Here is a 22206-nt window from a genome sequence, read left to right on the forward strand (position 1 = left end):
GCCGGCCCCTTACTTGGAGGTCAAAGATGACTCGATCCGACAACGTTGCCGGCGGCAGCGGATTCCTCGGCGAAGTGGCACAGCGTTCCCTCTCCCGGCGTTCCCTGCTGCGGTGGGGCGCCTTGGCCGGAGCAGGCGCAGTGCTGGCACCCGCCGTCACAGCCTGCGTGGCGCCGAGCGCCCCGGGCGGCGGAGCCACCGGTTCCACCACCCTGACCCTGGGCCTGAACCGCTCCCTGGTCAGCCTGGACAACAAGCTCAACCAGTTCGACGCCGCCGTCACCGTCCAGCGGGCCGTCCGCCAGGCCCTGACGGAAATCGGCGATGACCTCAAGCCCCGGAACGTCCTGGCCGAGTCCTTTGAACTGACCAGCCCCACACAGTGGACGGTCAAGCTCCGCAACGACATCAAGTACTCGGACGGCTCCAGCGTGGCCGTGGAGGATGTGGCCAAGGCCCTGGAGATGTACAGCCAGGTCAACGGCTCCTTCCTGGCCCCGCAGTTCCCGGAATGGCCCACCGTCACGAAGAAGGACGAGCTGACCTTCACCCTGGACACCAAGGCGCCGCTGCCGGTGCTCAGCACGCTGATGTCCAACATCCTGATCACCCCGGCCGCCGCCAACAAACCCGAAGAGCTGCAGGACGGCGTGGGCACCGGCCCGTACAAGGTGGCCTCCGCGGACCGCGGCACCGGCACCTACAAGCTGGTCGTCAACGAGAACTACTGGGGCGAGAAGCCCAGCGTCAGCGAAGTCAACGTCCGGTTTATGTCTGAGGAGTCCAGCCGCGTGGTGGCCCTGCGTTCCGGCGAGGTGGACGTGATTGACTCCATCACCCCGGACTCGGTGGCCCAGCTGAAATCCGTGGACGGCATCGAGATCGAATCGGTCACCGGAACCCGCTACAACCAGCTGTTCTACAACTTCCGCAAGGCGGCGGACAGCCCCATGTCGGACCCCAAGGTCCGCGAGGCCCTGTCCTACGGGTTCGACAGCAAGTCCGTGGTGGAAGGCATCCTGGGTGGCACCGTCACCTCCGCCAAGGGTGTGGTCCCGCAGACCCTGGCCGGCGCCGTCGAAACCGGCGAATACGCCTACGATCCCGGCAAGGCCAAGTCCCTGCTGGCCGGGCTGGGCGTGTCCAACCTGTCCGTCAAGGTGATCTGGGAAACCGGTGAATTCGCCGCCGACGTTTCCATCATGGAAGCCCTGGTGGAAATGATGAAAGAAATCGGCGTGACGGCCGAGCTGCAGCAGTTCGAGCCGGGCGGCGACATCTCCTCCTGGCGGCAGGGCAAAGCCGGCGACTGGGACATCCTGGGCAACGGCTATGGAAACCAGACCGGCCTGGCCCTGACCAACCTGCAGGGCATGTACGCCGGCACGGCGGAGAAGGAAGCCACCCGCGACACGTACCACGGCTTCGTCTTCCCCGAAATCAGCAGCAAAATCATCACCGCCACGTCAGAGACGGACCAGGCCAAGAGCACCGCACTGCTCACCCAGGTCCAGAAGGACATCTGGGCCAAGTGGCCGTGCATGTGGGCCTTCATCCCCAACGCCGTCCTGGCCCGCCGCGCCCGGGTGGACGGCGTCAAGCTCCGCCCCATCAACTCGTACCAGCTCTCCACAGTCAAGGTGAACGGCTAGCCCCATGCTCACATACGTCGCCAAACGGTTGAGCCAAAGCCTGCTCACGATCTTCCTGACCGTGTCCACAGTCTTTGTGCTCATCCGCATGGCTCCCGGCGACCCGGCCTACGCCCTGGCCGGGCCGCTGGCCTCCACCGGGGACCTGGAAAAAATCCGGACCTCCATGGGGCTCAATGAACCCCTCTTCACCCAATACGGCATCTTCCTCAAGGAACTGGCCGCCGGAAACATCGGCAAGTCATACTCCTTCCAGGCACCCGCCCTGGACGTGGTGCTGGGCAGGCTGCCCAACACCATCTTTCTGGCGGTCCTCGCCATCCTCCTGGCCATCGTGGTGGCCATCCCGCTGGGCGTCTGGATGGCCAAGCGTGCCGACACCAAGCGTGAGCTGGGCGTCAACGTCCTCACCATCGCCGGACAGTCGATGCCCGATTTCTGGATCGGCATCATGCTCCTGACCCTGTTCGCCGTGGTGTTCCCCATCTTCCCGTCCTCCGGCTTCACCAGCTGGTCCGGGGTGGTGCTGCCCGTTGCCACCATCGCCATCCTGCAGATCGCCCTGGTGTCCCGGATGGTCCGCCGCGAGGTGGGGTCCAACCTGGCCGCCCCCTACCTGACGGTTGCCCGCGCCCGCGGCACAGGCGAGCAGAAACTCACCTGGGCCTACGCCATGCGCAACTCCTCCATCCCCATCCTCACCACCCTGGGCACCCGGTTTGCCGGCATGCTCAACGGCGTGGTGGTGGTGGAAGTGGTGTTCAACTGGCCGGGCCTCGGCTCCCTGGTGGTCCGGGCACTCGAAACCCGCGACTACCCCCTCATCCAGGCAACAGTGCTGGTGACCTCCGTCCTCGCCGTCGGCGTCCAGCTGCTGATCGATCTCTGCTACCCGCTGCTGGACCCCCGCGTCCGGCTCGGAAAGGTGTCCGTGGCATGAGCACCATCAACGAAATCCCGCTCGCCGCCCAGGCCATGAAACGCCCGACGGCGGTCACCAAGCAGCTGCTCAAGCGCTCCTCCGCGGCCCGCCGGGAACGCTCGGCGAAGGTGAAGATGGTCCTGGGGGCGTTCCTCACCGCCATCGTGGTCCTGCCGATCGTCCTGGCGCAGGTCCTCCCGCTGCCGGACGTCGATGCCCAAAACATCACGTCCCGCTTCCTGCCCCCGCTCAGCGGCGGCCACCTCTTCGGCACTGACCAGTTGGGCCGGGACATCCTCTCCCGCGTCCTGCACGGCGGCCAGGTGTCACTGACCATCGGCGTGCTCGCCGTGGTGATTTCCGGCGTCGTGGGCGTTGTCCTCGGTGCCCTCGCAGGGTTCTTCGGCGGCTGGGTGGACGCCGTGGTGTCCCGCCTGATCGAAGCCCAGCTCTCGCTGCCACTGCTCATGATGCTCCTGCTGGTGGTGGCCCTCTTTGGCCCGTCCATCCCGGTCATCACGTTTGTGATCGCGATCGCCCAATGGCCCGAACCCGCCCGCCTCACCCGGTCCCTGGTCCTGGTGGAACGCGAAAAGCCCTATGTGCAGGCCGCCAAGGTGCTGGGACTGCCCCAAATCACCACACTGGTGAAGCACATCATCCCCAACGTCATCAACCAGGTGATCGTGGTGGTCCTGCTGCTGCTGGCCACCGCCGTCCTGATGGAAAGCGCCCTGAGCTTCCTGGGCGCCGGGCCGCAGCGCCCGTTCGCCACCTGGGGCCGCATCATCTCCGACGGCCAGGACTTCCTCACCACCTCCTGGTGGATCGTCACCCTGCCCGGCGCCGTGATCGCCATCCTGGTGGTGGGGGTCAACCTGCTGGCGGACGGCCTCCGGGACCGCGTCCGCCGCCGGAAGGAAACCACAGCATGAGCGTCCTCGAGGTCCGCGACCTTTCCATCGAACTGATGACCACCGGCGGGGTGATCCGCGCCGTGGACGGCGTCTCCTTCAGCATCGACGCCGGCCAGACCGTCGCCATCATCGGTGAGTCAGGATCGGGAAAAAGTACGACGGCGATGGGCCTCCTGAGGCTCCTGCCGGACGACCTCGCCGTCATCTCCGGCCACGCCATGCTGGACGGCGTGGACGTGGTCACCGAACCGAAGAAATTCGCGAAACTCCGCGGCCGGTCCGTGTCGCTGATCCCGCAGGACGCCATGACGGCCCTGTCCCCGGTGCACACCATCGGCCGGCAGCTGGGCGAGGCCGTGCTCCGCAAAGGTGCCATGTCCAAAGCCGACCTGAACCGGCGCTGCCTGGAGCTGCTGGAACAGGTCCGCATCCCCAGCCCGGACGCGCAGCTGAAGAAGTACCCGCACCAGCTCTCCGGCGGCATGCTCCAGCGCGTCCTGATCGCCATGGCGCTCGCCGTGGATCCGGTGCTGCTGGTGGCTGATGAACCCACCAGCGCCCTGGACGTTACCGTGCAGGCCGGCATCCTGGACCTGTTGATGGAACTGCAGGAACGCACCTCCGTGGCCATCCTTATGATCACGCACGACCTGGGCGTGGCCCGGCTGGTCTCGGACCGGATCCACGTGATGAAGGACGGAAAGTTTGTCGAAAGCGGTGAAGTGGAGCAGATTGTGGAGCACCCGCAGACCGAATACACGCAGAAGCTCCTGGCCGCGGTGCCCAAGCTGGGGCACTGGGACGGGGAACCACAGCACAATGCCCCGGTCTTCAACCCGGCCACGTCCAACACTTTGAACGGAGCACACCCGTGAGCGCCACCCTGCAGACCCCGGCCGGAACGCTGCCGGCGAAGGACCTGGTGCTGTCCGTCAAGAACCTCACCGTGGACTACGCCGTGCACCGCAGCACCTTCCGGGCCGTGGACGACGTCAGCTTCGACGTGCCCCGGGGCAGCACCGTGGCGATTGTGGGGGAGTCGGGCTGCGGCAAGTCCACCATCGCCAAGGCAATCGTCCGGCTGCTCACCCCCACCTCCGGCCAGATCCTGCTCAGCGGCCAGGACATCGCCCGGATGCCGGCACGCCAGCTGCGGCCCCTTCGCGCCAAGGTACAGATGGTCTTCCAGGACCCCTACGGTTCCCTGGACCCGCACCTGACGGCCGAGGACATCGTGGCCGAACCGCTGACCCTCCGGGGCATCCGCTCCGCGAAGGAACGACGGGCCGAGGCAGCCAAGCTGATCGACCAGGTGGGCCTGCCGTCCTCGGCGTTGGGCCGGCGGCCGGCAGAGTTTTCCGGCGGGCAGCGGCAGCGCATCGGCATTGCCCGGGCGCTGGCCTCCAAACCGGAGCTGCTGGTGTGCGACGAAGCCACCAGCGCCCTGGATGTCTCCGTCCAGGCGCAGGTCCTTGATTTGCTGGCGGACATCCAGCAAGCCACCGGCCTGACGTACCTGATGATCAGCCACAACCTGGGTGTGGTGCGCGAAAGCAGCAGCCACGTCCTGGTGATGTCCAAGGGAAGGATCGTGGAGCAGGGGCCAACGGAGCAGGTCCTCACCACGCCCCGCGACCCCTATACCCGTGCGCTGCGGGCCGCCGCGCTGGACCCGCTGACCATGACCGGCCGCAAACCCCGGGACGTAGTGTCCCGACTGAACAAAGTAGCGCCCCAGGGCGAACCCGTACTGATGGAGGAAGCAAGCTGATGCAGGGAACCACCGTGGCGGGACTGGAGCTGCCCATCTCGCAGCTGGCGCTGGGCACCATGACGTTCGGGGACACCGCGTCCGAAGAGGTGGCGGCGGGGATGCTGGAAACAGCGCTCGACGCCGGCATCACCGTGATTGATACGGCCAACGGGTACGCCGGGGGAACCACCGAGGAAATCCTGGCCAAGCTCCTTCCCGCCCACCGCGACGCCGTTATCCTCGCCTCCAAGGCCGGCATGCCGCACCCGGATGCAGGGGAGCATTCACCGCTCTCCGCGGAAGGCCTGCGCCTCTCGGTGGAGGGCAGCCTCCGCAGGCTCGCCACCGACCGGCTGGACCTGTTCTACCTGCACATGCCCGACCGTGCCGCGCCGCCCGCTGAGACGGTTGCCGCCGTCGGCCGCCTGATCACCGAAGGCAAGGTGGGCGCGTGGGGTGTGTCCAACTTCGCCGCGTGGCAGATCGGTGAGCTGAACGCCGTTGCCGATGCCGCCGGCGTCGTCCGCCCCGTGGTGGCCCAGCAGCTGTACAACCTGCTGGCCACCCGGCTGGAGGACGAATACCTGGAGTTTGCGGAGCACACCGGATTGCTGACGATGGTCTACAACCCGCTGGGCGGCGGGCTGCTGACGGGTAGGCACACCTTTTCGGAGGAGCCCGCTGAAGGCCGGTTCGGTAACTCGCGGCTGGCTGAAATGTACCGCCAGCGGTACTGGGACCCGCGGCTTTTTGAAGCGGTGCGGCAGCTGGCCGGGATTGCCGACGGTGCGGGCCTGCCGATGCCGGAGCTGTCCCTGCGGTGGCTGGTCAGCAAGCCGGGGGTAGGGTCCGTCCTGCTGGGCGGGTCCAAAGTGGAGCAGCTGCAGGCCAACATCACGGCTGCCGCGAAGGGTCCGCTGCCGGCCGATGTGGTGGCCGCGTGCGACGCGGTGGCCGCTGAAATCCGCGGGCCCATGCCCAAGTACAACCGCTAGCCTTCTGCTGACCATTGAATCGCCAAACTGAAGAGGAATCCGCCATGAGCGCCGCAGCATTTGCCGAAAAAGCCCGGGCCAAGCAGGCCGTCGTCGGATACTGGGTGGTCCTGGACTCGCCGGTATCCACCGAGCGGGTGGCGCGGCTGGGGTACGACTACGTGGCCCTGGACGCCCAGCACGGGCTGATGGGGTACTCCGGCTGGCTGCACGGCCTGATGGCGATCGACGCCGCCGGGGCCGCCGGGATCGTCCGGGTGCCCTCGAACAACGCAGCGTTCATTGGCCAGGCGCTCGACGCAGGTGCCGCCGGGGTGATCGTGCCGCTGATCAACAACGCGGCTGAAGCCGCTGCCGCCGTCCGGGCAGTCCGGTACCCGCCGCACGGCATGCGGTCCTACGGTCCCATGCGCTCGGCGCTGCGGATCGGTCCCAAGCCTGCTGAAGCCGATGCCACCGTGCTGTGCCTGGCCATGATCGAGACGCCCGAAGGCTTGGAGAACGTGAAGGAGATCTGCGCAGTGCCCGGGATCGACGGGGTGTACATCGGCCCGTCCGATCTATGCCTCGCCGTGGGCGGGAAGTTCCCGAACGATCCGGACGTGGCAGAGGTCTTCAACGCTGCCCTGGTGACCATCCGGGAGGCGGCCGAAGCCGCCGACGTCATCGCGGCGATCCACACGCCCAGCGGTGAGGTGGCGGCCCAGCGGATCGCCGAGGGCTTCACGTTCGTGACCGTGGCGTCGGACCTGACGCATCTGGAAATTGCCGCGGCAGGTCACCTGTCGACGGCGCGCGGGGAGTAAGCGGGGAATCACTGGGCGGACCTTTACATCCGCCTCCGCCAAACGCGCCGCAGCAATCCCCGGCCGGGAGAACCCGACCGGGGATTTTTGCGCTCTGTTTCCGGCGGGTTCCTACAGGGCGGCGGCCGGCGGCCTCCCGTCCTGGCTCGCATGGGAATCCTTCGTGGAGACGCGGGCGCCCGGCGTCGGACTTGCATTGGGCACTCTTAGCAACTTTGTTGTGCTGAATGCAACCAATAAACCGACCGCGGCGCTCGCCGTTGGTTCCTCGTGAAAGCTGGGACGACGGCGGCAGCCTTGCCAATGCGTCATGATGAGGCAGTGGAATAGAGCGGAATAGCGGTGGAAAGCACTCGAAAAGCATTGACTGTGTCGCGCATCACGCATAGTCTGTTGCAACAGCGTTGCGCTTATTGCAACCCCAAACAACTTGGTGGACAAATGAGTAACGAGACTTCATCCTCCCCTCTCCAAGGAATCGCGAGTGCGGAGCATAACCGCGCCCATGGAGGCAGCACACTGAGCGGCCAGCAGCTGCACCTTGCTGACAACGTCGTCAGCAGGGAAACGCGCCGCCGGGTCGTCGCGGCAAGCTTCATCGGCAACTTTGTTGAATGGTTCGACTACGCCGTCTACGGATACCTGGCCGTCACGATCGCCACCGTGTTCTTCCCTGAGTCGGACCCCCAGACGGGACTCCTGCTGACGTTCGCCCTTTTTGCCATCTCGTTCCTGGTGCGTCCGCTTGGCGGCTTCGTCTGGGGCCACATCGGGGACAAAGTGGGCCGGCGCACCGCACTCTCCCTTTCAATCCTGATCATGTCCGCTGCAACCTTCTGCATCGCCCTGATCCCGGGTTACGACACCATCGGCATCTGGGCGCCGGTCCTTCTGTTGATGATCCGCGTTGTTCAGGGCTTCTCCGCTTCCGGGGAATACGCCGGGGCCTCGGCCTTCCTGGTGGAGTACGCTCCCGCGAACAAGCGCGGCCTGTACGCCGCAGTGGTTCCCGCGAGCACTGCGGCCGGACTTCTCTTCGGCTCCCTGATTGCGGGTCTGCTGACCACCATGCTCAGCACCGAGGCGATGCACGGCTGGGGCTGGCGCCTGCCGTTCCTGCTGGCCGCCCCGATGGGACTGATTGGCCGCTACATCCGGACCAAGCTCGAAGACACCCCGGTGTTCCGTGAGTTGGCAGCGGAGGACGAAACCATCAAAGCGCCGGTGGCGGGGTTGTTCCGGAACCACTGGCGGCTGCTGCTCAAGGCCGTCGGCGCCGTGCTGCTCAACGCCGTCGGGTTCTACGTGATCCTCAGTTACATGCCAACCTACCTGTCCTCTGAGCTGGGCCTCGGTGCCACCGAATCATTCCTCGCCACCACCATTGCGCTCGTTACCTATATCGGGTTCATCTTCCTGACCGGGATGCTTTCAGATCGCTACGGACGCAAGAAAGTGCTGATCAGCGCGTCCATCACGTTCATCCTGCTGACCGTGCCCGCGTTCGCGCTGCTGGGAACAGGGAACTTCCTCATCATCGTCCTGGTCCAGATCCTGTTGGGCGCCATGCTCACCCTCAACGACGGCACGCTGCCCAGCTTCCTGGCCGAAATGTTCCCCACCCGCGTCCGCTACAGCGGCTTCGCGGTCAGCTTCAACCTGTCCAACGCCCTGTTCGGCGGCACCGCTCCGTTCATGGCAACGCTCCTGATCGCGTCGACGGGCAACGACCTCGCTCCCGCCTGGTATCTGGTCGCGGCGGCCCTTATCTCCCTGGTCGCCGTCGCGCTCTCCCGCGAAACGGGCAGGGAACCGCTGCGCCACGAGTAGCCGCCCCGGCTCCACACCCTTTTCCTCACCAAGAACAGCACCGCAGAAAGGCATCACCATGACCGTTAGCACCGATAACGCAACCACCGTCGCTGAACTGGAGCGCACCAAGATCCTTCGGAACGGCAAAAAGGTCAGCCTGACGTTCTCCGACGCCGAGTTTGAACGCCGCCTGGCCGGCCTGCGCCGGATCATGGCAGCGAAGGATCTGGACGCCGTCGTCCTGACCAGCTACCACTCCATCAAGTACTACTCCGACTTCCTCTTCACCACCTTCGGCCGGCCGTACGCCATGGTGGTCACCCAGGCCGACAACGTCACCGTCACCGCCAACATCGACGCCGGTATGCCCTGGCGCCGCAGCTACGGAGACAACCTGGTCTACACCGACTGGCGCCGCGACAACTACATCTTCGCCATCCAGGAGGTCCTGCGCACCCGCGGCATCACGCCGCGCCGCCTCGGCGTGGAGGACGACTCGCTGCCGCTGGATAACCGCAACAAGATCCAGGCGGCCTTTGACGGGGCAGCCCTGGTGGACGTGGCCCAGGCAGCCATGCGCCAGCGCATGATCAAGTCCGCCGAAGAGATTGAGGTCATCAAGCACGGCGCCCGCATCGGTGACCTTGGCGGCGAAGCCATCCGCAACGCCATCACGGCCGGAATCACCGAATACGAGGTGGCCCTGATCGGCACCGAAGCCATGGTCCACGAGATTGCCCGGACCTTTCCCGACTCCGAAATCCGTGACACCTGGGTGTGGTTCCAGTCGGGCATCAACACCGACGGCGCCCACAACTGGGCCACTACGCGGAAGATACAGGAACACGACATACTGTCCCTGAACTGCTTCCCCATGACCTCCGGCTACTACACCGCGCTGGAACGGACGCTCTTCTACCGTGAGCCAGATGCCCGCTCGCTGGAACTCTGGAACATCAACGTCGAGGTCCACAAGCGCGGCCTGGAACTTATCAAACCAGGGGCTGTCTGCAAGGACATCGCCGCCGAGCTTAATGAGATCTATGTGGGACACGGACTGCTGGCCAACCGCACCTTTGGCTACGGACATTCCTTCGGCGTCCTCAGCCACTACTACGGCCGGGAAGCCGGACTGGAGCTCCGCGAGGACATCGACACCGTCCTGGAACCGGGCATGGTGGTTTCCATGGAACCGATGATCACCGTCCTGGACGGCCAGCCGGGCGCCGGCGGCTACCGGGAACACGACATCCTGGTAGTAGGGGGGGACGGTGCCGAGAACATCACCAAGTTCCCGTTTGGCCCCGAATACAACATCATCGGCGGCTGATCCTTTCATTAGCGGCACACGAGGAAGCGGCGCCAGGCCCCTGGCGCCGCTTCCGGCGACTGTAGGGAATGATGGGAAACACCATGAGTGCAACTGAATCCGAGACCACAGCCAACGGCGACAGCAAGGGTGCTTCCGTCATCGTCAACGCGATCGCCGTCCTCCGCACCTTCACCGCTGACGAGCCGCTCCTGGGCGTTACCGAAATCGCCAACCGTGTGGGCCTGCACAAAAGCACCGTCTCCAGGATCCTGGCCACGTTCGAACAGGAACACCTCGTGGAGCGCGACGAGGAAACCCGCCGCTTCCGGCTGGGGCTCGGACTCATTGCCGTGGCCGGCCCCCTGCTGGCCGAATTGGAAGAGCGCCGCGTCGCCTATCCCGTGCTCCGCGAACTCACCGAGCAGACCGGCGAAACCAGTGCCCTCATGATGTGGAGCGGCGACGAATCGATTTGTGTTGAGCAGATCGCCAGCCATCAGCAGATCAAACACACCGCCCCGCTGGGCGTACGCTACAGCGACGCCCTGAGTTCATCAGTGCAGGTCTTCCTTGCCAACGAACCCGAAGCCCGGGTACGAACTCTCCTGCGCAGCGGCGCCATTTCTTACCCCGGCCTCGACGACGTCAGCCTGGATGCCTATATGGTCCGGCTGAGGGACGGCATCAGCCGCGGCTGGGCACTTAACTATGGAGAAACTTCCATCGACGAGGTGGGCGTGGCCGCGCCCGTCTACGATCACCGCGGCGACGTTGTGGCCGCCGTCCTGATCCCTGCCCCAAGATTCCGGGTTTCCACGGACCGCCTTCACGCCCTCGGGGAATCGTGCGCCGCGGCTGCGCAGAAAGTCACGGCACGTCTGGGCGGACGCGCCCGGTCCCGCTGAGGCGTTGTTGGACCTCTAGGCGATGGTTGCGACAAACCTCCTGGTCCACCTTGCGGTTTTGCCGGGTGGACGGCACGCAGGACGACGGCGGGAGGCGGGTGCCGGCGTCGGCCAAACCCTTCCTTCGTGCCGGAGCGCCGTTGTAGGGTCAGGGCGTGATCGTTCCCGATATTTCCCAGAGCGCCGAGGCTGTGGCGGAGCACTACGACGAGCTCGATCCCATCTACCGCCGCGTGTGGGGTGAGCATGTCCACCACGGATTGTGGGCGACGGGCCGCGAGACGGCCGGCGCGGCCGTTGAGGCGCTGGTGGACACGGTTGGCGACAGGCTGGGCCTCACGCCCGGCCAGGCGTGCGTCGACATCGGGTGCGGCTACGGCGCCACGGCGAGGCGGCTCGCGGTGCTGCACGGGGTCCGTGTCACCGGTTTCACGCTGTCAGAGGAGCAGGCGCGCTACGCTGCCGGCCAGCCCGTGCCCGACGTGGAAATCCGGGTCCGGGACTGGCTCGACAACGGGCTGGCCGGGGGCACCGCCGACGCCGCATGGGCTATCGAGTCGAGCGAACACATGGTCGATAAGCCCAGGTTCTTCGCCGAGGCCCACCGCGTGCTGTCGCCCGGTGGCCGCTTCGTGATCTGCGCCTGGCTGGCCGAAACGAACGCCGGCGGGTTGAAGGTCCGCCACCTGCTGGAGCCCATCTGCCGCGAAGGCCGGCTGCCCTCGATGGGCACCCGCGGGGACTACGAGGCGATGGCGACGGCGGCGGGCTTCACGGTCACCGGCTACGAGGATGTCAGCCGCCGCGTTGCCCGCACCTGGACAATCTGCGCCCTCCGGTTGGTGAAAGCCCTCCTCGTTGACCGCGAAGCCCGCCGCCTCGCCTTGAGCGCAGGCAACCGCGGAGCCGTCCTCGGCATTCCCCGCATGATCCTGGCTTACCGCTGCGGTGCGATGCGGTACGGGATCTTCACCCTGCAGAAGGCCTAGGAGGGCGGTGGTCTGCGTGGCTTGTCATCTGGCGACTGCCAAGGGCGGGTGGAACACGGCGGGCTGCCTATGATCGAGGCACACCCGCCGCCTGCCGAAAGCGATTCCGTGACCTTCACCCCCGCGAGCAGTTTCACCACCCGGCCCACCCTGCAGGGCACCTTCGGGATGACGGCCTCCACGCACTGGCTGGCCACCGCGTCGGCGCAGGCCGTGCTGGAGCGCGGTGGGAACGCCTTTGACGCTGCCGTGGCGGGCGCTTTTGTCCTGCACATTGTGGAACCGCACCTGAACGGGCCCGGCGGGGACATGACCGGCGTGTTTGTCACCGCAGCCAACCTCTCCGAACCCGTGGTGCTGATGGGCCAGGGTCCTGCCCCGGCCGCTGCCACGCGGGAGCATTACCTGGCCGAGGGCCTTGAACTGGTGCCCGGCGCGGGTGCGCTCGCCGCCGCGGTGCCGATCGCCGTCGACGCCTGGCTCTTGCTGCTGCGCGACCACGGCACCTGGGAATTGGCAGACGTGCTGGCCTTCGCCATCGGGTACGCCCGGGACGGCCACCCCGTCCTGGAACGCGTGGGCAGCACCATCGCCACCGTGGCGGACCTTTTCGCCGAACACTGGCCGACGTCGGCAGCCCAGTGGATGCCGGACGGCCGGATTCCGCGGGGCGGGGACATTGTCCGGAACCTGCCGTACGCGGCGGTCCTGGACCGGCTGATTGCCGCAGGGGGCGCGGGCAGCCGCGCGGAACGGATCGACGCCGCCCGGCGTGAGTGGCGCGAAGGGTTTGTGGCGCAGGCCGCGGTGGCTTTCCTTGCCACGCCGCACCGGCATTCCTCCGGCACGGACCACGCCGGCGTCATCACAGAGGCGGACTTCGCCTCGTGTGCTGCGGGGTACGAACCGGCCGCCACGTTCGAATTCCGCGGGCTCACCATCGCCAAGACCGGACCGTGGGGGCAGGGACCGGCACTGCTGCAGACCCTGGCCATCCTTGACGGCTTCGACGACGCGCACCTGGACCCCTCCACGGCGCTGGGAGTGCACACCATCCTGGAGGCGCAGAAGCTGGCCATCGCGGACCGTGAGGCCTTCTACGGCGACACCGGCGTCCCCCTCGACCACCTGCTGAGCCCGGCCTACACGGCGGAACGCCGGGCCCTGATCGGCGAACGGGCCTCGCACGACTTCCGTCCCGGGAGCGTCCCCGGCCACGAACCGTTCCTGCCACCCTTGCGCACGGAGTACCTCCCGCCGTCGGCCGCTTCCACCGGGTTCGCCGGCGTGGGTGAACCGACGGTGGCGCCCACCGGCGAGACGCGCGGGGACACCTGCCACCTCGATGTGGTGGACCGGTGGGGGAACATGGTGTCGGCGACGCCGTCGGGCGGGTGGCTGCAGTCCTCGCCGACCATTCCTGAGCTGGGCTTCTGCCTGGGAACGCGGTTGCAGATGACCTGGCTGGAGGACGGTTCGCCGTCCACGCTCACGCCGGGCAAACGCCCGCGCACCACGCTGACGCCCACGCTTGTCCTGCAGGACGGGCAGCCGACGACGGCGCTCGGCTCGCCGGGCGGGGACCAGCAGGACCAGTGGCAGCTGCTGTATCTGCTGCGCACCATTGTGGGCGGGTACTCGCCGCAGCAGGCCATCGACGCGCCGGTGTTCCATACGACGTCGATCCCCGGCTCCTTCTGGCCGCGCACCTGGACACCGGGCGGCGCCGTGGTGGAGGACCGGCTGGGGGAGTCCGTGATTGCGGATCTTATTGCCCGGGGCCACGTGGTGACCCGGGCGGGGGACTGGGCGCTGGGCCGGCTTTCCGCGGTGACGCGGGACCCCTCTTCCGGTGTACTGGGTGCTGCCGCCAACCCGCGCGGCGCGCAGGGATACGCGGCGGGCCGGTAGGGGCTGCTGCGCACTGGTTGCGGAGGGGCCCCACCCGCCGCGCCTCCAGTAGTTGAGGCCCCGCCGGCCGTTGTTGCGCCGCCAGTTGTTGTGGCACCGCCTGCTGCGGCTTACTACAAGAACTGTGATGCGGTGCGCGCGGCAGGAGCCGCTCCGATTCACATCAGCCAGCCCGGATACGGCAAGCACCTGGACAGGGACGGCGACGGCTGGGGCTGCGACAAGTAGCCCATACCCTGCCGGCCGCAGACAGCGGGTTAACCTGGCTCTCAGGTGAGCAGGCGGACCCCTGTCATCCGGGCCAGAACTTCCAGGAGCTGGTCCTGGAAGCCGACGTCGCGGGCTGCTGCGGCGATCGGGGCCGGACGGCGGTGGTGCCACACCGAACCGCTGCTGCCCGCCTCCGGACTGTCGCTGACGGCAAGCCAAGTCTGCGTCAGGTGGCCCTCAACGAGATCATCCGGCGCGGAGGGTCCACCCATGCGGGTGGGCACCCAGCCGGGATCGACTGCGTGGGTCAGGGTTCCTGGCCGGAGGCGGGCTACAGCGAGTGCAAGGGCAGTGACAAACAGCTTGCTGTCGCAGTACGCCTGGGTGCCGTCCCATTTCCTGGCGTCCCAGTCCATGTCGTCGAGTTGGCCGCTGCCGCCAAGATGCATGTCGCTGGTGAGGTAGATCAGCCGCCCCGGATTCCGGATCAGGACAGTCAGCAGGTACGGCGCCAGGGTGTTAACGGCCAAGGTTCGGGGATGTCCGGCCTTGGTGGGGTTGCGATGTCCTTCGCCGTAGACGCCGGCGTTATGGATGACGGCGTCCATCCGACCCAGCTCGTTGACCTGGTCCGCGACGCTGCGGGCCTGCTGGGGGTCGGCAAGGTCGCCGATGACAACGTCGGCACCCCGGCGCACCAGATCCGCCAGCGTGGCCGCGCGGCCGCTGTCGCGGGCATGGACCACCAGCCGGTGGCCCTCGCCGAGGAGGGTCTCAGCGGCAGCCCGGCCAAGACCTTGGGCGGAACCGGTAATAAAGATGCGGGCCATAGGGAGATCCTCAGGTTCTGGTCAGCGGAGCTGGCGATCAGCGCACGACGATACCTGTTTTGTCGCTGACCTTGTGGACGCGGGGCGGTAGGGCTCAGCCTGGCCGCGCCGCGAGGTGCTCCGCCACGTACCCAGCGTCCGGCCCAACGCCCGGCAGGGTTGCGGAAGCGTGGCGGGTAAGCCACGGCAGGCCGATGACGTAGAGTCCAGGCACCTTGGTGACGCCGCGGGTATGCAGGGGGTAGTTCCATTCGTCCAGTACCGGGACGTCCAGGAAGCCGAAGTCCAGGCTGTAGCCGGTGGACCAGACGATTGAGGTGACACCTGCGGCCTCGAGGTCCAGCCGGGCGCCGTCCGTGGCCGGCAGCCACGTGTCCACCGCGGGCTCCTCAATTTCCGGCGCGTCGAGGCCCGCTGCTTCGATATAGGCGTCGATGAGCCGCAGCCGGTGCCCGAATCCTCCCTCGACCTGCACAAGGCGTTCCGGCAGATCGTCCGTGAAGGTGAGCGCCCCGCCGTCGTCCATTCCCTCGAACCTGCCGTGCAGGTGCACGCCGCGTCGGCCCAGGTCACGGAGGTGGATGCTGTGGCCCCCGTTGTTTCCGGAGATCTGTGGGTTGCAGAACAGCCGGGCCGCGGGGGAGGGCAGCTGGTCCACCTGGAGGCCGGTGATGCCTGCCTCCGGTCCGTGGAGGTTGACCTGCCAGATCCAGTCGAAGAGGTCCTTGCCCCGGTAACGGCGCGGCGCCTCAGGGCAGGAAGAGGCCGAAAGGTGGACCTCACGTCCGGCGTCGAGCAGGTCCTCGGTGATCTGGCCGCCCGACTGTCCGGTGCCCACCACCAGGACTGCGCCCTGGGGCAACGCGGACGGGTTGCGGTAGTCGTGGCTGTGCAGCTGCGTGATGTGGCCGGGGATGCCGGCTGCGGCGGAGGGAATCCGTGGGTGCTGGAAGGCGCCGTTGGCCAGGACCACGTTGTTGGCGTGCCAGTGGCCCCGGGTCGTTTCCACGTTGAATCCGGTACCGTCCTGCGAAACCCGGGTGACGGAAGTGCCCAACTGCAGCGGCGCTTGGATGCGGTCGCCGTACTCCCGGAAGAACCCGATGACGGTGTCCCGGGGCAGGAAACCGTCAGGGTCGCCGTCGTACGCCATGCCTGGGAGGGCCAACGCGAAGTTGGGCGTGTTCAGGTAAAACGAGTCCCACCTGTCCTGCCACGCGCCGCCCAGGGCGTCGCGTCGGTCCAGCAGCAGATGGTCCACGCCATTTTGGGTGAGCCAGTAGCTGGTGGCGAGGCCTGCCTGGCCGGCGCCGATCACCAGCGTGTTGATGTTTGTGGCAGGGCCGGCGGGGGCCATCGCTACCTCCTGGCGGACTTGGTACCGGCGGACTTGGGCAGCTTGGGCGGTAGCGATGCGATGTGTTCGTAGGCCTTGTCCGCCCAGGATCTGGCCTTGGCGGGCTGCTCATTCCACGCTTCCGGGAGTCCGGTGTAGCCGCCCATGGGACGCTCCGGTGGGCCGAACGGGACGGTGCGTTCGGCGGCTTCGAGGGCAGCCCGGTCCCTCTCGGAGAGCTTCACGCCGATGGTGGCGCCGAACAGCCCGGCAAACATGTTGCCGTTCACGAAGGCCCCCAGGTTGCCGAACATCGGCTTTATCACCACGTCCGGATGGTCCGGGACGATGGCGCGGAAACGGTCCTTGTCGGCGTCGGAGGCTTTGGGCATTTCCATGGTGCGTCTCCCGGTTGCAGGTCCCTGCTGGATGCAGGATATGCCTGTTGGCGGGCCCGGTCGAGGGGCGCCGCAGCCATTGTTTTGGGGTCGCAAGTCCTACGGGGCGATCAGAAGTTTGCGGACGCAGTCACGGAGATCTGCGAGAACCTGGGTTTCGGGAGTGCTGCGCGCGAAGGCCGCCATACCGCGGCAGGCAAGTCCGGCGTCCGTGAGTTCACCGCTGACAAGAAAATCCATAAGTTCCGCAACGGGAAGAAGGCGAACGTGGCCTGATTCAGAATCATCCCAGGCCGTCTCAGATGCCTCCGCCGCGTTGGCAACGATGAGGAGATGCTTACGTCTCGGCGAGTTCGCGGCCCACCACTCTGAGCCGGCGTAGAAGGCTGATTCCGAGTGATAGCCGGTTTCTTCCCGTAGTTCCCGAAGGGCTGTATCCGCAGGTTTCTCGTTGCTGTTGAGGTATCCCCCCGGGAGTTCAAGTAAGGCCTTCCCGGGTCCAACGCGGAACTGTTCGAAAAGGACAACGTGACTTGCTGCAGGGGTGAACGCAAGGGTTGCGGCCGAATCACGGCCGGCAATGACGTCCCAGTCGGTCACGGCCCCATCCGGCTCTTCGTAGGTATCACGGTTGATCGTCACGAAGCCCTTGTATGCCGTCCTCGTTCGGACCTTTTGCCACGTAGCGGGAACAGACACAGTGCTCCTTTCTGAGTGACCGGCGGTCAGTTAACCATCAAACTCAAGAGTCTAGACACACAAGCCGGGCTGTCCGCCAAGGAGTTTCCTGGCTTCGCGCTCCGCGCAGCAGCCTGCCGGGTGATCCGCAGGTTGCGCAGGTATCATGCACCTATGTGTGACGCGGCGCCCCGGCTACGGGTTGCGAAGATGACGGCCGGGCATTGTGCTGCGGTCTGATCTTGGCCCTGCCATCGCTGCGGCCACGGCGATTATCCAGCACCCCCGCGTCCTGGTCATGGGCAGCCAGTCGCTTCTGGGTTCCTTCCCCGAGGACCAGTTGCCGGTCTCCGTCACCATGGCCACTCGCGTGGCCGTCGCCCCCTTTGGGACGGGCAACGACGACGCCCTTGCGGACCAGCTCAGTTACGAAGCCGGCGAATCGTCCGAATTCCACGCGGCCAACGGCTATTACCTAGAGGGTGCACGCCCGCGGACTGCGATCCTGCCGCGGGGTTGGGAAAACCGGCTGGTTCCTTTCCGGTCCGCAGGGGAAGCCACCGGCCTGTGCCTCGATCCGCATGATCTGTGCGCCGCCAAACTGATGGTGCACCGGCCCAACGACCTGGAGCTTGTCCGGGCCCTGGTGGAGCTGGAACTTGTGGCCCCGGAAACCCTGGCGGAGCGGCTGGCTGCGATCCAGCCGGACGCACACGCCGACGCTTCCAGCGTGGCTGTACTGGACGGGAAACGCCGGCTCGCCCTGGCTTTTGTGGCCAGGGAAGGCCGCGAGCGGGCAGAATCCGCACGACGGCGGCTGCCGGACTAAGTGCCGTGGACCTCGTACCGGGCCTTGCCGCCAAGTTTTGCCCGGTACATCGCAGAGTCCGCTTGCCGCAGCAGCTCAGTGACGTCAGCGGTTTCCGCCGTGCGTTGGGCAACGCCCATGCTCAAGGAGATCCACAGCGTGCGCCCGCTGACGACAAAAGGCTCGTTGAGGGCGGTGTTGATCCGCCCGGCGATCCTTTCCGTCCCCGCGGTGGTGCCGCCGTCGTCCGCAACAACAACGGCGAACTCGTCGCCTCCCAGCCTCACCACCAGGTTGTCCGCTCCCACGCAGTCCCGCAGGCGGTGCCCCAGCTGGACCAGGAGGGCGTCGCCTCCTTCGTGGCCCAGTGAATCGTTGACTTCCTTGAAATCGTCAATATCGATGAACAGCAGGCCCTCCCGCGTGCTGGTGTCCGGATCGACGGGGGCGGCCAGGCGTTCAGCCAATGCCGCGCGGTTGCCAAGCCCGGTGAGCTCGTCATGGGTGGCCCGGTAGGTCAGGGCTGTGTGGCTTTCCTGGAGTGCGGACGCCATCTTGTTGAACGCCGCCGTGACTTCACCCAGTTCATCGCTGCGGGCCACCGGCAGCCTGTGCGTGTAGTCGCCGGACTGCAGTTTCATGACGCCCTGGCGGAGCGCGTTGAGGGGGCGGGTCAGGTGCACTGTCATCCGCCGCCGGAAATACAAGGTGGCGCCGACGGCAACAACAAACAGTCCCAGCCGGCCCGCCGAGATGAGGCGTTCCATGGCCCGGGTGTCCACAAGCCCGGAATCGAGGGCCTGCAGGGAAGACTGTTGTACCGCCGCCAACTGGGACCGTACGTCCGCGCCGGTTTCGGCCAGCAGCGCTGGTCCCTGGCTACCGGCGGGACTTGACCCGGCGCCATTCCAAAGGCCTGCCTGTTCCATGCCGGTTTGCCATCGTTGCCGGGCGCGCTCCAGGGCGGCCAGCCGGCCGGCGTCGTCAGGTCCTGCCGCAGCGGCCGCCTCGAAAAGGCGACCGACCTCTGCCTGTCCCTGGCTGAAAGACCCGCGCTCCGGACTGGCAGCCGCCAGCAATCGGTAACCGGACCTTTCGTGCGCTTCCAGTGCCTCGCTGAGGCCCGCAACACTGGCGTACTCAACCTGAAGGCGCATGGCTGCGTCCTCCATCCCGTTCACCACGAACCTCACGCCAACAATGGTGATGGCGGCGCCCGCCATCAGTGCCACGAGCATCATCGTGAACACGCGGGACCACTCCCGCTGGAGGCTCCACCTGCGTGGCTTGCGGCGGGCGTTATTCATGGGTGTCCTCGGACCGGTGGATGTTATGCCTAAGTTACAGGGTGCCCGCCGGCGCATCCGACCACTGCGCCCTGGCTGTGGCGCGGGGGAGCAAGGCCTGCTGAGAGGCCCCTGAGGCGGCTGTGTGACGCACGTGGCTCGCTGTTCCCGGAAAATCCTGTAGTGTTGATCCTGTTGTTGTGTTTATGCAGTTGGTAGTTCAGGCAGTACGCGCGGTCGAAAGTCCGCGTTCTTCTGAAGTAGCGGTTTTGAACACCCCACACCGGAGGGCCCGAAAGTCGGGACTTTCCCTCCACCTTCACGAAGGACAAAAATAATGGCTACTGGTACCGTCAAATGGTTTAACGCTGAAAAGGGCTTCGGCTTCATTTCCCCCGATGACTCCTCACAGGACGTCTTCGCACACTACTCCGCAATCAACTCGAACGGCTTCCGTTCACTCGAAGAGAACCAGAAGGTTTCCTTCGACACCGAGCAGGGCCCCAAGGGTCCCCAGGCCACCAACATCCAGGCTCTCTAATTCCTTAGAGTTCCGGGACCGTTAGGTTTCTTGAAGCAGGGTCTGCCTCCGGGCAGGCCCTGTTTTTGTTAACCCGGGCGTGCTGCATCTGGGGCGCCTAAGGGGTAATGCCAGTACTTGTTACGGCAGGGACTCCCACCGCCGGGCCCGGTGTGGTGTGGTGGAACGGTGAATATCGAACCGAGTACCCCCACCGTAAAGAACCCGCCCGCACAGTTTGCCGGTGACGTCTGGCTGGACGTGATCGCTGCACCCCATGAGGCGGACCAGCGCATGGTGGTTGCCACCGTGAAGTTCGCGCCGGGAGCCCGCACCGCCTGGCACTCCCATGCCCGCGGCCAGTACCTGCGCGTTACCCGGGGCGTCGCCCGCTTCGGCGACCGCGAGGGCAACATCATCGAGGTCCACGCCGGCCAGACGCTCTACACCCCGCCCGGCCAGGACCACTGGCACGCCTCCGCGCCCGGCACCTTCATGGAACACATCGCCATGCTGGAAAATGCCGACGATCCGGCCAACACCACCGACTGGAAAGAGCACGTCACCGACGACCAGTACAACGGCCGCTGAGCCGCCCCGCTGCCCGGCCTCGCGCAAGCGGAGGCTGGGTGGCGCCGGTTCCGCGGGATTAGCCGTCGCAGCGCCCTGGCCGTTCGTGAAGCCGGCTAGAGGAGGCCCATCGCCTCGCGGACCTCAAACAGGATGTGGAGCATCGCCTGCTCGGCTGCCACAGTGTCACCGCCGGCAACGGCGGCAGCTACATCCTCGTGGGCCTGCAGTGCCTCGTTCCGCGGCTTGAAAGGCATCAGTCCCTGCTTGGTCCGGCTGGTGAGGACCTCGGCCACCATTCCCTCCAAAGCCCGGAACATTTCATTGCCGCAGGACCGGAGCAGGAGCTGGTGGTACTCGATGTCCACGGCGAGGAAGGCCTGAAGATCGCCCGCCTCTCCCAGCCGGCGCAGGTCTCCAGCCAGGGAAACAAGCTGCGCGCGCTCCGCCGCAGACGCGCGGCGGGCGGCGCCGGCCGCGGCAATGGGTTCCACGGCGATCCGCAGCTCTGTAAGGCTGGCGTACTGCAGCTCGCGGCGGTCCGAGGCCAACCGCCACCGCACCAGCTTGGGGTCAAACACGTTCCACAGGCTGCGTTCCTGCACCACGATGCCCACCCGCCGCCGGGAGTACACCAGGTTCATCGACTCCAGCACTTTCATGGTGTCCCGCGCAACGGTCCGCGAGATCCCGTACTCCTGCTGCAGGCCCTCCAGCGTCAACCGGCTCCCCGGCGGAAGGCTCCCTGACGCGATGGCCACGCCAACCGCCTCCAGAACCCTGCCCTGCATGGCGGGGGAGGCCCCGCCGTCGTCCGCGTTATCCGCATCCCCAACTGTCGCCGTCGACATCTGCCCGCCTCTCTCCGCGCCGCAGCGCCCTCCTAGAATACCGAAAATTCGAAAAGGTATGACTTGTGACACGAAAAGATAGTATCTATTAGTCTAAAAGGTGATACCTTATGACTCAGCCCACTGCTAAAGGGGCCGTTACTAAGCTTGCTTCGACAGCCAAAGACGTCTTTCCTCGGAGGTATGACATGCAGTATCCCCCCACGCATCTGGTGGTCATGGGCGTAGCCGGATCCGGAAAATCGACCCTGGCCGCTGCCCTGTCGCACCAACTGGGCTGGGCCTGCGCCGAAGCGGACGAATTCCACCCCGAAACAAACATCGCCAAGATGACCCAGGGAATCGCGCTCCAGGACGAGGACCGATGGCCGTGGCTGGCGAAGATCCAGGAATGGATGAGTTCGCAGGCCGCAGCAGGCCACAGCACCGTCCTGACCTGCTCCGCGCTCAAGCAAAGCTATCGCCGGCTGCTGGCCGGGGCACAGGGACGCGTCATTTTCCTGCACCTTGACGGTGGCGCCGACCTCCTGAGTGAGCGGATGCAGGGACGTGAAGGCCACTTCATGCCGCCCACCCTCCTGCCCAGCCAGCTCGCCACCCTGGAGCCGCTCAGCCAGGAGGAGCTCGAGGCCGGCAGCCTCCGCCTCGATATCTCGCAGTCACCCGAGGAGCTGGTTGCCGCCGTTGTGGCCGCGCTCAAGCTCCCCGTCACCCACTGACCTTCCGTATCACCCCTTTATCCCCC

General features: G+C 66.3%; 23 protein-coding genes. 17 read left to right on the forward strand and 6 right to left on the reverse strand.

The features are described from left to right. The first annotated feature begins 26 nt into the window (after positions 1-26). The 13 genes from ASF72_RS16305 (at position 27) to ASF72_RS21115 (ending at position 14202) form a co-directional block, all read left to right on the forward strand. Complete coding sequence (locus ASF72_RS16305; RefSeq protein WP_056600600.1) at positions 27-1652, forward strand: ABC transporter substrate-binding protein; 1626 nt, start codon at positions 27-29, stop codon at positions 1650-1652. Positions 1653-1656: 4 nt separating this feature from the next. After that, positions 1657-2592 carry an ABC transporter permease gene (locus ASF72_RS16310; protein ID WP_050685394.1) on the forward strand — a complete coding sequence of 312 codons (936 nt, stop codon included), beginning with the start codon at positions 1657-1659 and terminating at the stop codon, positions 2590-2592. Next, the gene (locus tag ASF72_RS16315; protein ID WP_056600602.1) at positions 2589-3509 is read left to right on the forward strand and encodes an ABC transporter permease; all 921 of its coding nucleotides are present in this window, start codon (positions 2589-2591) and stop codon (positions 3507-3509) included. Before ASF72_RS16310 ends, ASF72_RS16315 begins: the two co-directional genes overlap by 4 nt. Beyond that, complete coding sequence (locus tag ASF72_RS16320) at positions 3506-4366, forward strand: ABC transporter ATP-binding protein (protein WP_056600604.1); 861 nt, start codon at positions 3506-3508, stop codon at positions 4364-4366. The genes ASF72_RS16315 and ASF72_RS16320 overlap by 4 nt, the downstream gene beginning before the upstream one ends. Continuing rightward, a complete protein-coding gene (locus tag ASF72_RS16325; protein ID WP_056600606.1) occupies positions 4363-5262 on the forward strand; it encodes an ATP-binding cassette domain-containing protein in 900 nt (299 codons plus the stop codon). Before ASF72_RS16320 ends, ASF72_RS16325 begins: the two co-directional genes overlap by 4 nt. After that, positions 5262-6239 (forward strand): aldo/keto reductase, encoded by a 978-nt coding sequence (locus tag ASF72_RS16330; protein WP_056600608.1) that lies wholly within the window; start codon positions 5262-5264, stop codon positions 6237-6239. The genes ASF72_RS16325 and ASF72_RS16330 overlap by 1 nt, the downstream gene beginning before the upstream one ends. A gap of 44 nt (positions 6240-6283) precedes the next feature. Further along, complete coding sequence (locus ASF72_RS16335; protein ID WP_056600610.1) at positions 6284-7045, forward strand: HpcH/HpaI aldolase family protein; 762 nt, start codon at positions 6284-6286, stop codon at positions 7043-7045. A 441-nt stretch (positions 7046-7486) separates the two neighbouring features. Continuing rightward, on the forward strand, positions 7487-8875 hold the full coding sequence (locus tag ASF72_RS16340) for an MFS transporter (RefSeq protein WP_056600611.1): 1389 nt from the start codon (positions 7487-7489) through the stop codon (positions 8873-8875). 58 nt (positions 8876-8933) lie between these two features. After that, on the forward strand, positions 8934-10187 hold the full coding sequence (locus ASF72_RS16345; protein ID WP_056600614.1) for an aminopeptidase P family protein: 1254 nt from the start codon (positions 8934-8936) through the stop codon (positions 10185-10187). An 83-nt stretch (positions 10188-10270) separates the two neighbouring features. Continuing rightward, a complete protein-coding gene (locus tag ASF72_RS16350; RefSeq protein ID WP_056600649.1) occupies positions 10271-11074 on the forward strand; it encodes an IclR family transcriptional regulator in 804 nt (267 codons plus the stop codon). 155 nt (positions 11075-11229) lie between these two features. Further along, positions 11230-12063, forward strand: a complete 834-nt coding sequence (locus ASF72_RS16355; protein WP_056600616.1) for a class I SAM-dependent methyltransferase — start codon at positions 11230-11232, stop codon at positions 12061-12063. Between the two features lie 69 nt (positions 12064-12132). Further along, positions 12133-13974, forward strand: a complete 1842-nt coding sequence (locus ASF72_RS16360) for a gamma-glutamyltransferase family protein (protein WP_442854171.1) — start codon at positions 12133-12135, stop codon at positions 13972-13974. 90 nt (positions 13975-14064) lie between these two features. Continuing rightward, positions 14065-14202: an excalibur calcium-binding domain-containing protein gene (locus ASF72_RS21115; RefSeq protein WP_268760283.1), complete on the forward strand. Its 138-nt coding sequence runs from the start codon at positions 14065-14067 to the stop codon at positions 14200-14202. 41 nt (positions 14203-14243) lie between these two features. On the opposite strand, the gene ASF72_RS16365 is transcribed toward ASF72_RS21115, so the two are convergent. The 4 genes from ASF72_RS16365 to ASF72_RS16380 all read right to left on the reverse strand — a co-directional run bounded on the left by ASF72_RS16365 (position 14244) and on the right by ASF72_RS16380 (position 17390). Further along, complete coding sequence (locus tag ASF72_RS16365; protein WP_056600618.1) at positions 14244-15014, reverse strand: SDR family NAD(P)-dependent oxidoreductase; 771 nt, start codon at positions 15012-15014, stop codon at positions 14244-14246. A gap of 94 nt (positions 15015-15108) precedes the next feature. Next, on the reverse strand, positions 15109-16371 hold the full coding sequence (locus tag ASF72_RS16370) for a flavin-containing monooxygenase (protein ID WP_056600620.1): 1263 nt from the start codon (positions 16369-16371) through the stop codon (positions 15109-15111). A 2-nt stretch (positions 16372-16373) separates the two neighbouring features. After that, the gene (locus tag ASF72_RS16375; RefSeq protein WP_056600623.1) at positions 16374-16748 is read right to left on the reverse strand and encodes a TfoX/Sxy family protein; all 375 of its coding nucleotides are present in this window, start codon (positions 16746-16748) and stop codon (positions 16374-16376) included. Positions 16749-16847: 99 nt separating this feature from the next. Next, entirely contained in the window at positions 16848-17390 is a 543-nt protein-coding gene (locus tag ASF72_RS16380) for an NUDIX hydrolase (RefSeq protein ID WP_162242810.1), read from the reverse strand. Positions 17391-17652: 262 nt separating this feature from the next. On the opposite strand from ASF72_RS16380, the gene ASF72_RS16385 reads away from it, so the two are divergent. Then, complete coding sequence (locus ASF72_RS16385; RefSeq protein WP_056600627.1) at positions 17653-18255, forward strand: DUF6036 family nucleotidyltransferase; 603 nt, start codon at positions 17653-17655, stop codon at positions 18253-18255. On the opposite strand, the gene ASF72_RS16390 is transcribed toward ASF72_RS16385, so the two are convergent. Next, positions 18252-19541: a diguanylate cyclase domain-containing protein gene (locus ASF72_RS16390; RefSeq protein WP_162242811.1), complete on the reverse strand. Its 1290-nt coding sequence runs from the start codon at positions 19539-19541 to the stop codon at positions 18252-18254. The genes ASF72_RS16385 and ASF72_RS16390 overlap by 4 nt on opposite strands. Before the next feature lie 316 nt (positions 19542-19857). On the opposite strand from ASF72_RS16390, the gene ASF72_RS16395 reads away from it, so the two are divergent. Together ASF72_RS16395 and ASF72_RS16400 are read left to right on the forward strand one after the other, a co-directional pair. Continuing rightward, on the forward strand, positions 19858-20061 hold the full coding sequence (locus ASF72_RS16395; RefSeq protein WP_009372930.1) for a cold-shock protein: 204 nt from the start codon (positions 19858-19860) through the stop codon (positions 20059-20061). A gap of 168 nt (positions 20062-20229) precedes the next feature. After that, a complete protein-coding gene (locus tag ASF72_RS16400) occupies positions 20230-20631 on the forward strand; it encodes a (R)-mandelonitrile lyase (RefSeq protein ID WP_056600630.1) in 402 nt (133 codons plus the stop codon). A 95-nt stretch (positions 20632-20726) separates the two neighbouring features. On the opposite strand, the gene ASF72_RS16405 is transcribed toward ASF72_RS16400, so the two are convergent. After that, positions 20727-21461: a FadR/GntR family transcriptional regulator gene (locus ASF72_RS16405; protein ID WP_082178221.1), complete on the reverse strand. Its 735-nt coding sequence runs from the start codon at positions 21459-21461 to the stop codon at positions 20727-20729. 188 nt (positions 21462-21649) lie between these two features. Between ASF72_RS16405 and ASF72_RS16410 the strand changes: the two genes are divergently transcribed. Continuing rightward, positions 21650-22180 carry a gluconokinase gene (locus ASF72_RS16410; RefSeq protein ID WP_056600631.1) on the forward strand — a complete coding sequence of 177 codons (531 nt, stop codon included), beginning with the start codon at positions 21650-21652 and terminating at the stop codon, positions 22178-22180. Positions 22181-22206 lie beyond the last annotated feature (26 nt).

Source organism: Arthrobacter sp. Leaf141 (genome assembly GCF_001424565.1).
Taxonomy (GTDB): domain Bacteria; phylum Actinomycetota; class Actinomycetes; order Actinomycetales; family Micrococcaceae; genus Arthrobacter.

Coding starts and splice junctions, on each gene's coding strand:
- ASF72_RS16305 (WP_056600600.1), top strand. CDS start 27: ATGACTCGATCCGACAACGTTGCCGGCGGCAGCGGATTCCTCGGCGAA.
- ASF72_RS16310 (WP_050685394.1), top strand. CDS start 1,657: ATGCTCACATACGTCGCCAAACGGTTGAGCCAAAGCCTGCTCACGATC.
- ASF72_RS16315 (WP_056600602.1), top strand. CDS start 2,589: ATGAGCACCATCAACGAAATCCCGCTCGCCGCCCAGGCCATGAAACGC.
- ASF72_RS16320 (WP_056600604.1), top strand. CDS start 3,506: ATGAGCGTCCTCGAGGTCCGCGACCTTTCCATCGAACTGATGACCACC.
- ASF72_RS16330 (WP_056600608.1), top strand. CDS start 5,262: ATGCAGGGAACCACCGTGGCGGGACTGGAGCTGCCCATCTCGCAGCTG.
- ASF72_RS16335 (WP_056600610.1), top strand. CDS start 6,284: ATGAGCGCCGCAGCATTTGCCGAAAAAGCCCGGGCCAAGCAGGCCGTC.
- ASF72_RS16340 (WP_056600611.1), top strand. CDS start 7,487: ATGAGTAACGAGACTTCATCCTCCCCTCTCCAAGGAATCGCGAGTGCG.
- ASF72_RS16345 (WP_056600614.1), top strand. CDS start 8,934: ATGACCGTTAGCACCGATAACGCAACCACCGTCGCTGAACTGGAGCGC.
- ASF72_RS16350 (WP_056600649.1), top strand. CDS start 10,271: ATGAGTGCAACTGAATCCGAGACCACAGCCAACGGCGACAGCAAGGGT.
- ASF72_RS16360 (WP_442854171.1), top strand. CDS start 12,133: ATGATCGAGGCACACCCGCCGCCTGCCGAAAGCGATTCCGTGACCTTC.
- ASF72_RS16365 (WP_056600618.1), bottom strand. CDS start 15,014: ATGGCCCGCATCTTTATTACCGGTTCCGCCCAAGGTCTTGGCCGGGCT.
- ASF72_RS16370 (WP_056600620.1), bottom strand. CDS start 16,371: ATGGCCCCCGCCGGCCCTGCCACAAACATCAACACGCTGGTGATCGGC.
- ASF72_RS16375 (WP_056600623.1), bottom strand. CDS start 16,748: ATGGAAATGCCCAAAGCCTCCGACGCCGACAAGGACCGTTTCCGCGCC.
- ASF72_RS16390 (WP_162242811.1), bottom strand. CDS start 19,541: ATGAATAACGCCCGCCGCAAGCCACGCAGGTGGAGCCTCCAGCGGGAG.
- ASF72_RS16395 (WP_009372930.1), top strand. CDS start 19,858: ATGGCTACTGGTACCGTCAAATGGTTTAACGCTGAAAAGGGCTTCGGC.
- ASF72_RS16405 (WP_082178221.1), bottom strand. CDS start 21,461: ATGTCGACGGCGACAGTTGGGGATGCGGATAACGCGGACGACGGCGGG.
- ASF72_RS16410 (WP_056600631.1), top strand. CDS start 21,650: ATGCAGTATCCCCCCACGCATCTGGTGGTCATGGGCGTAGCCGGATCC.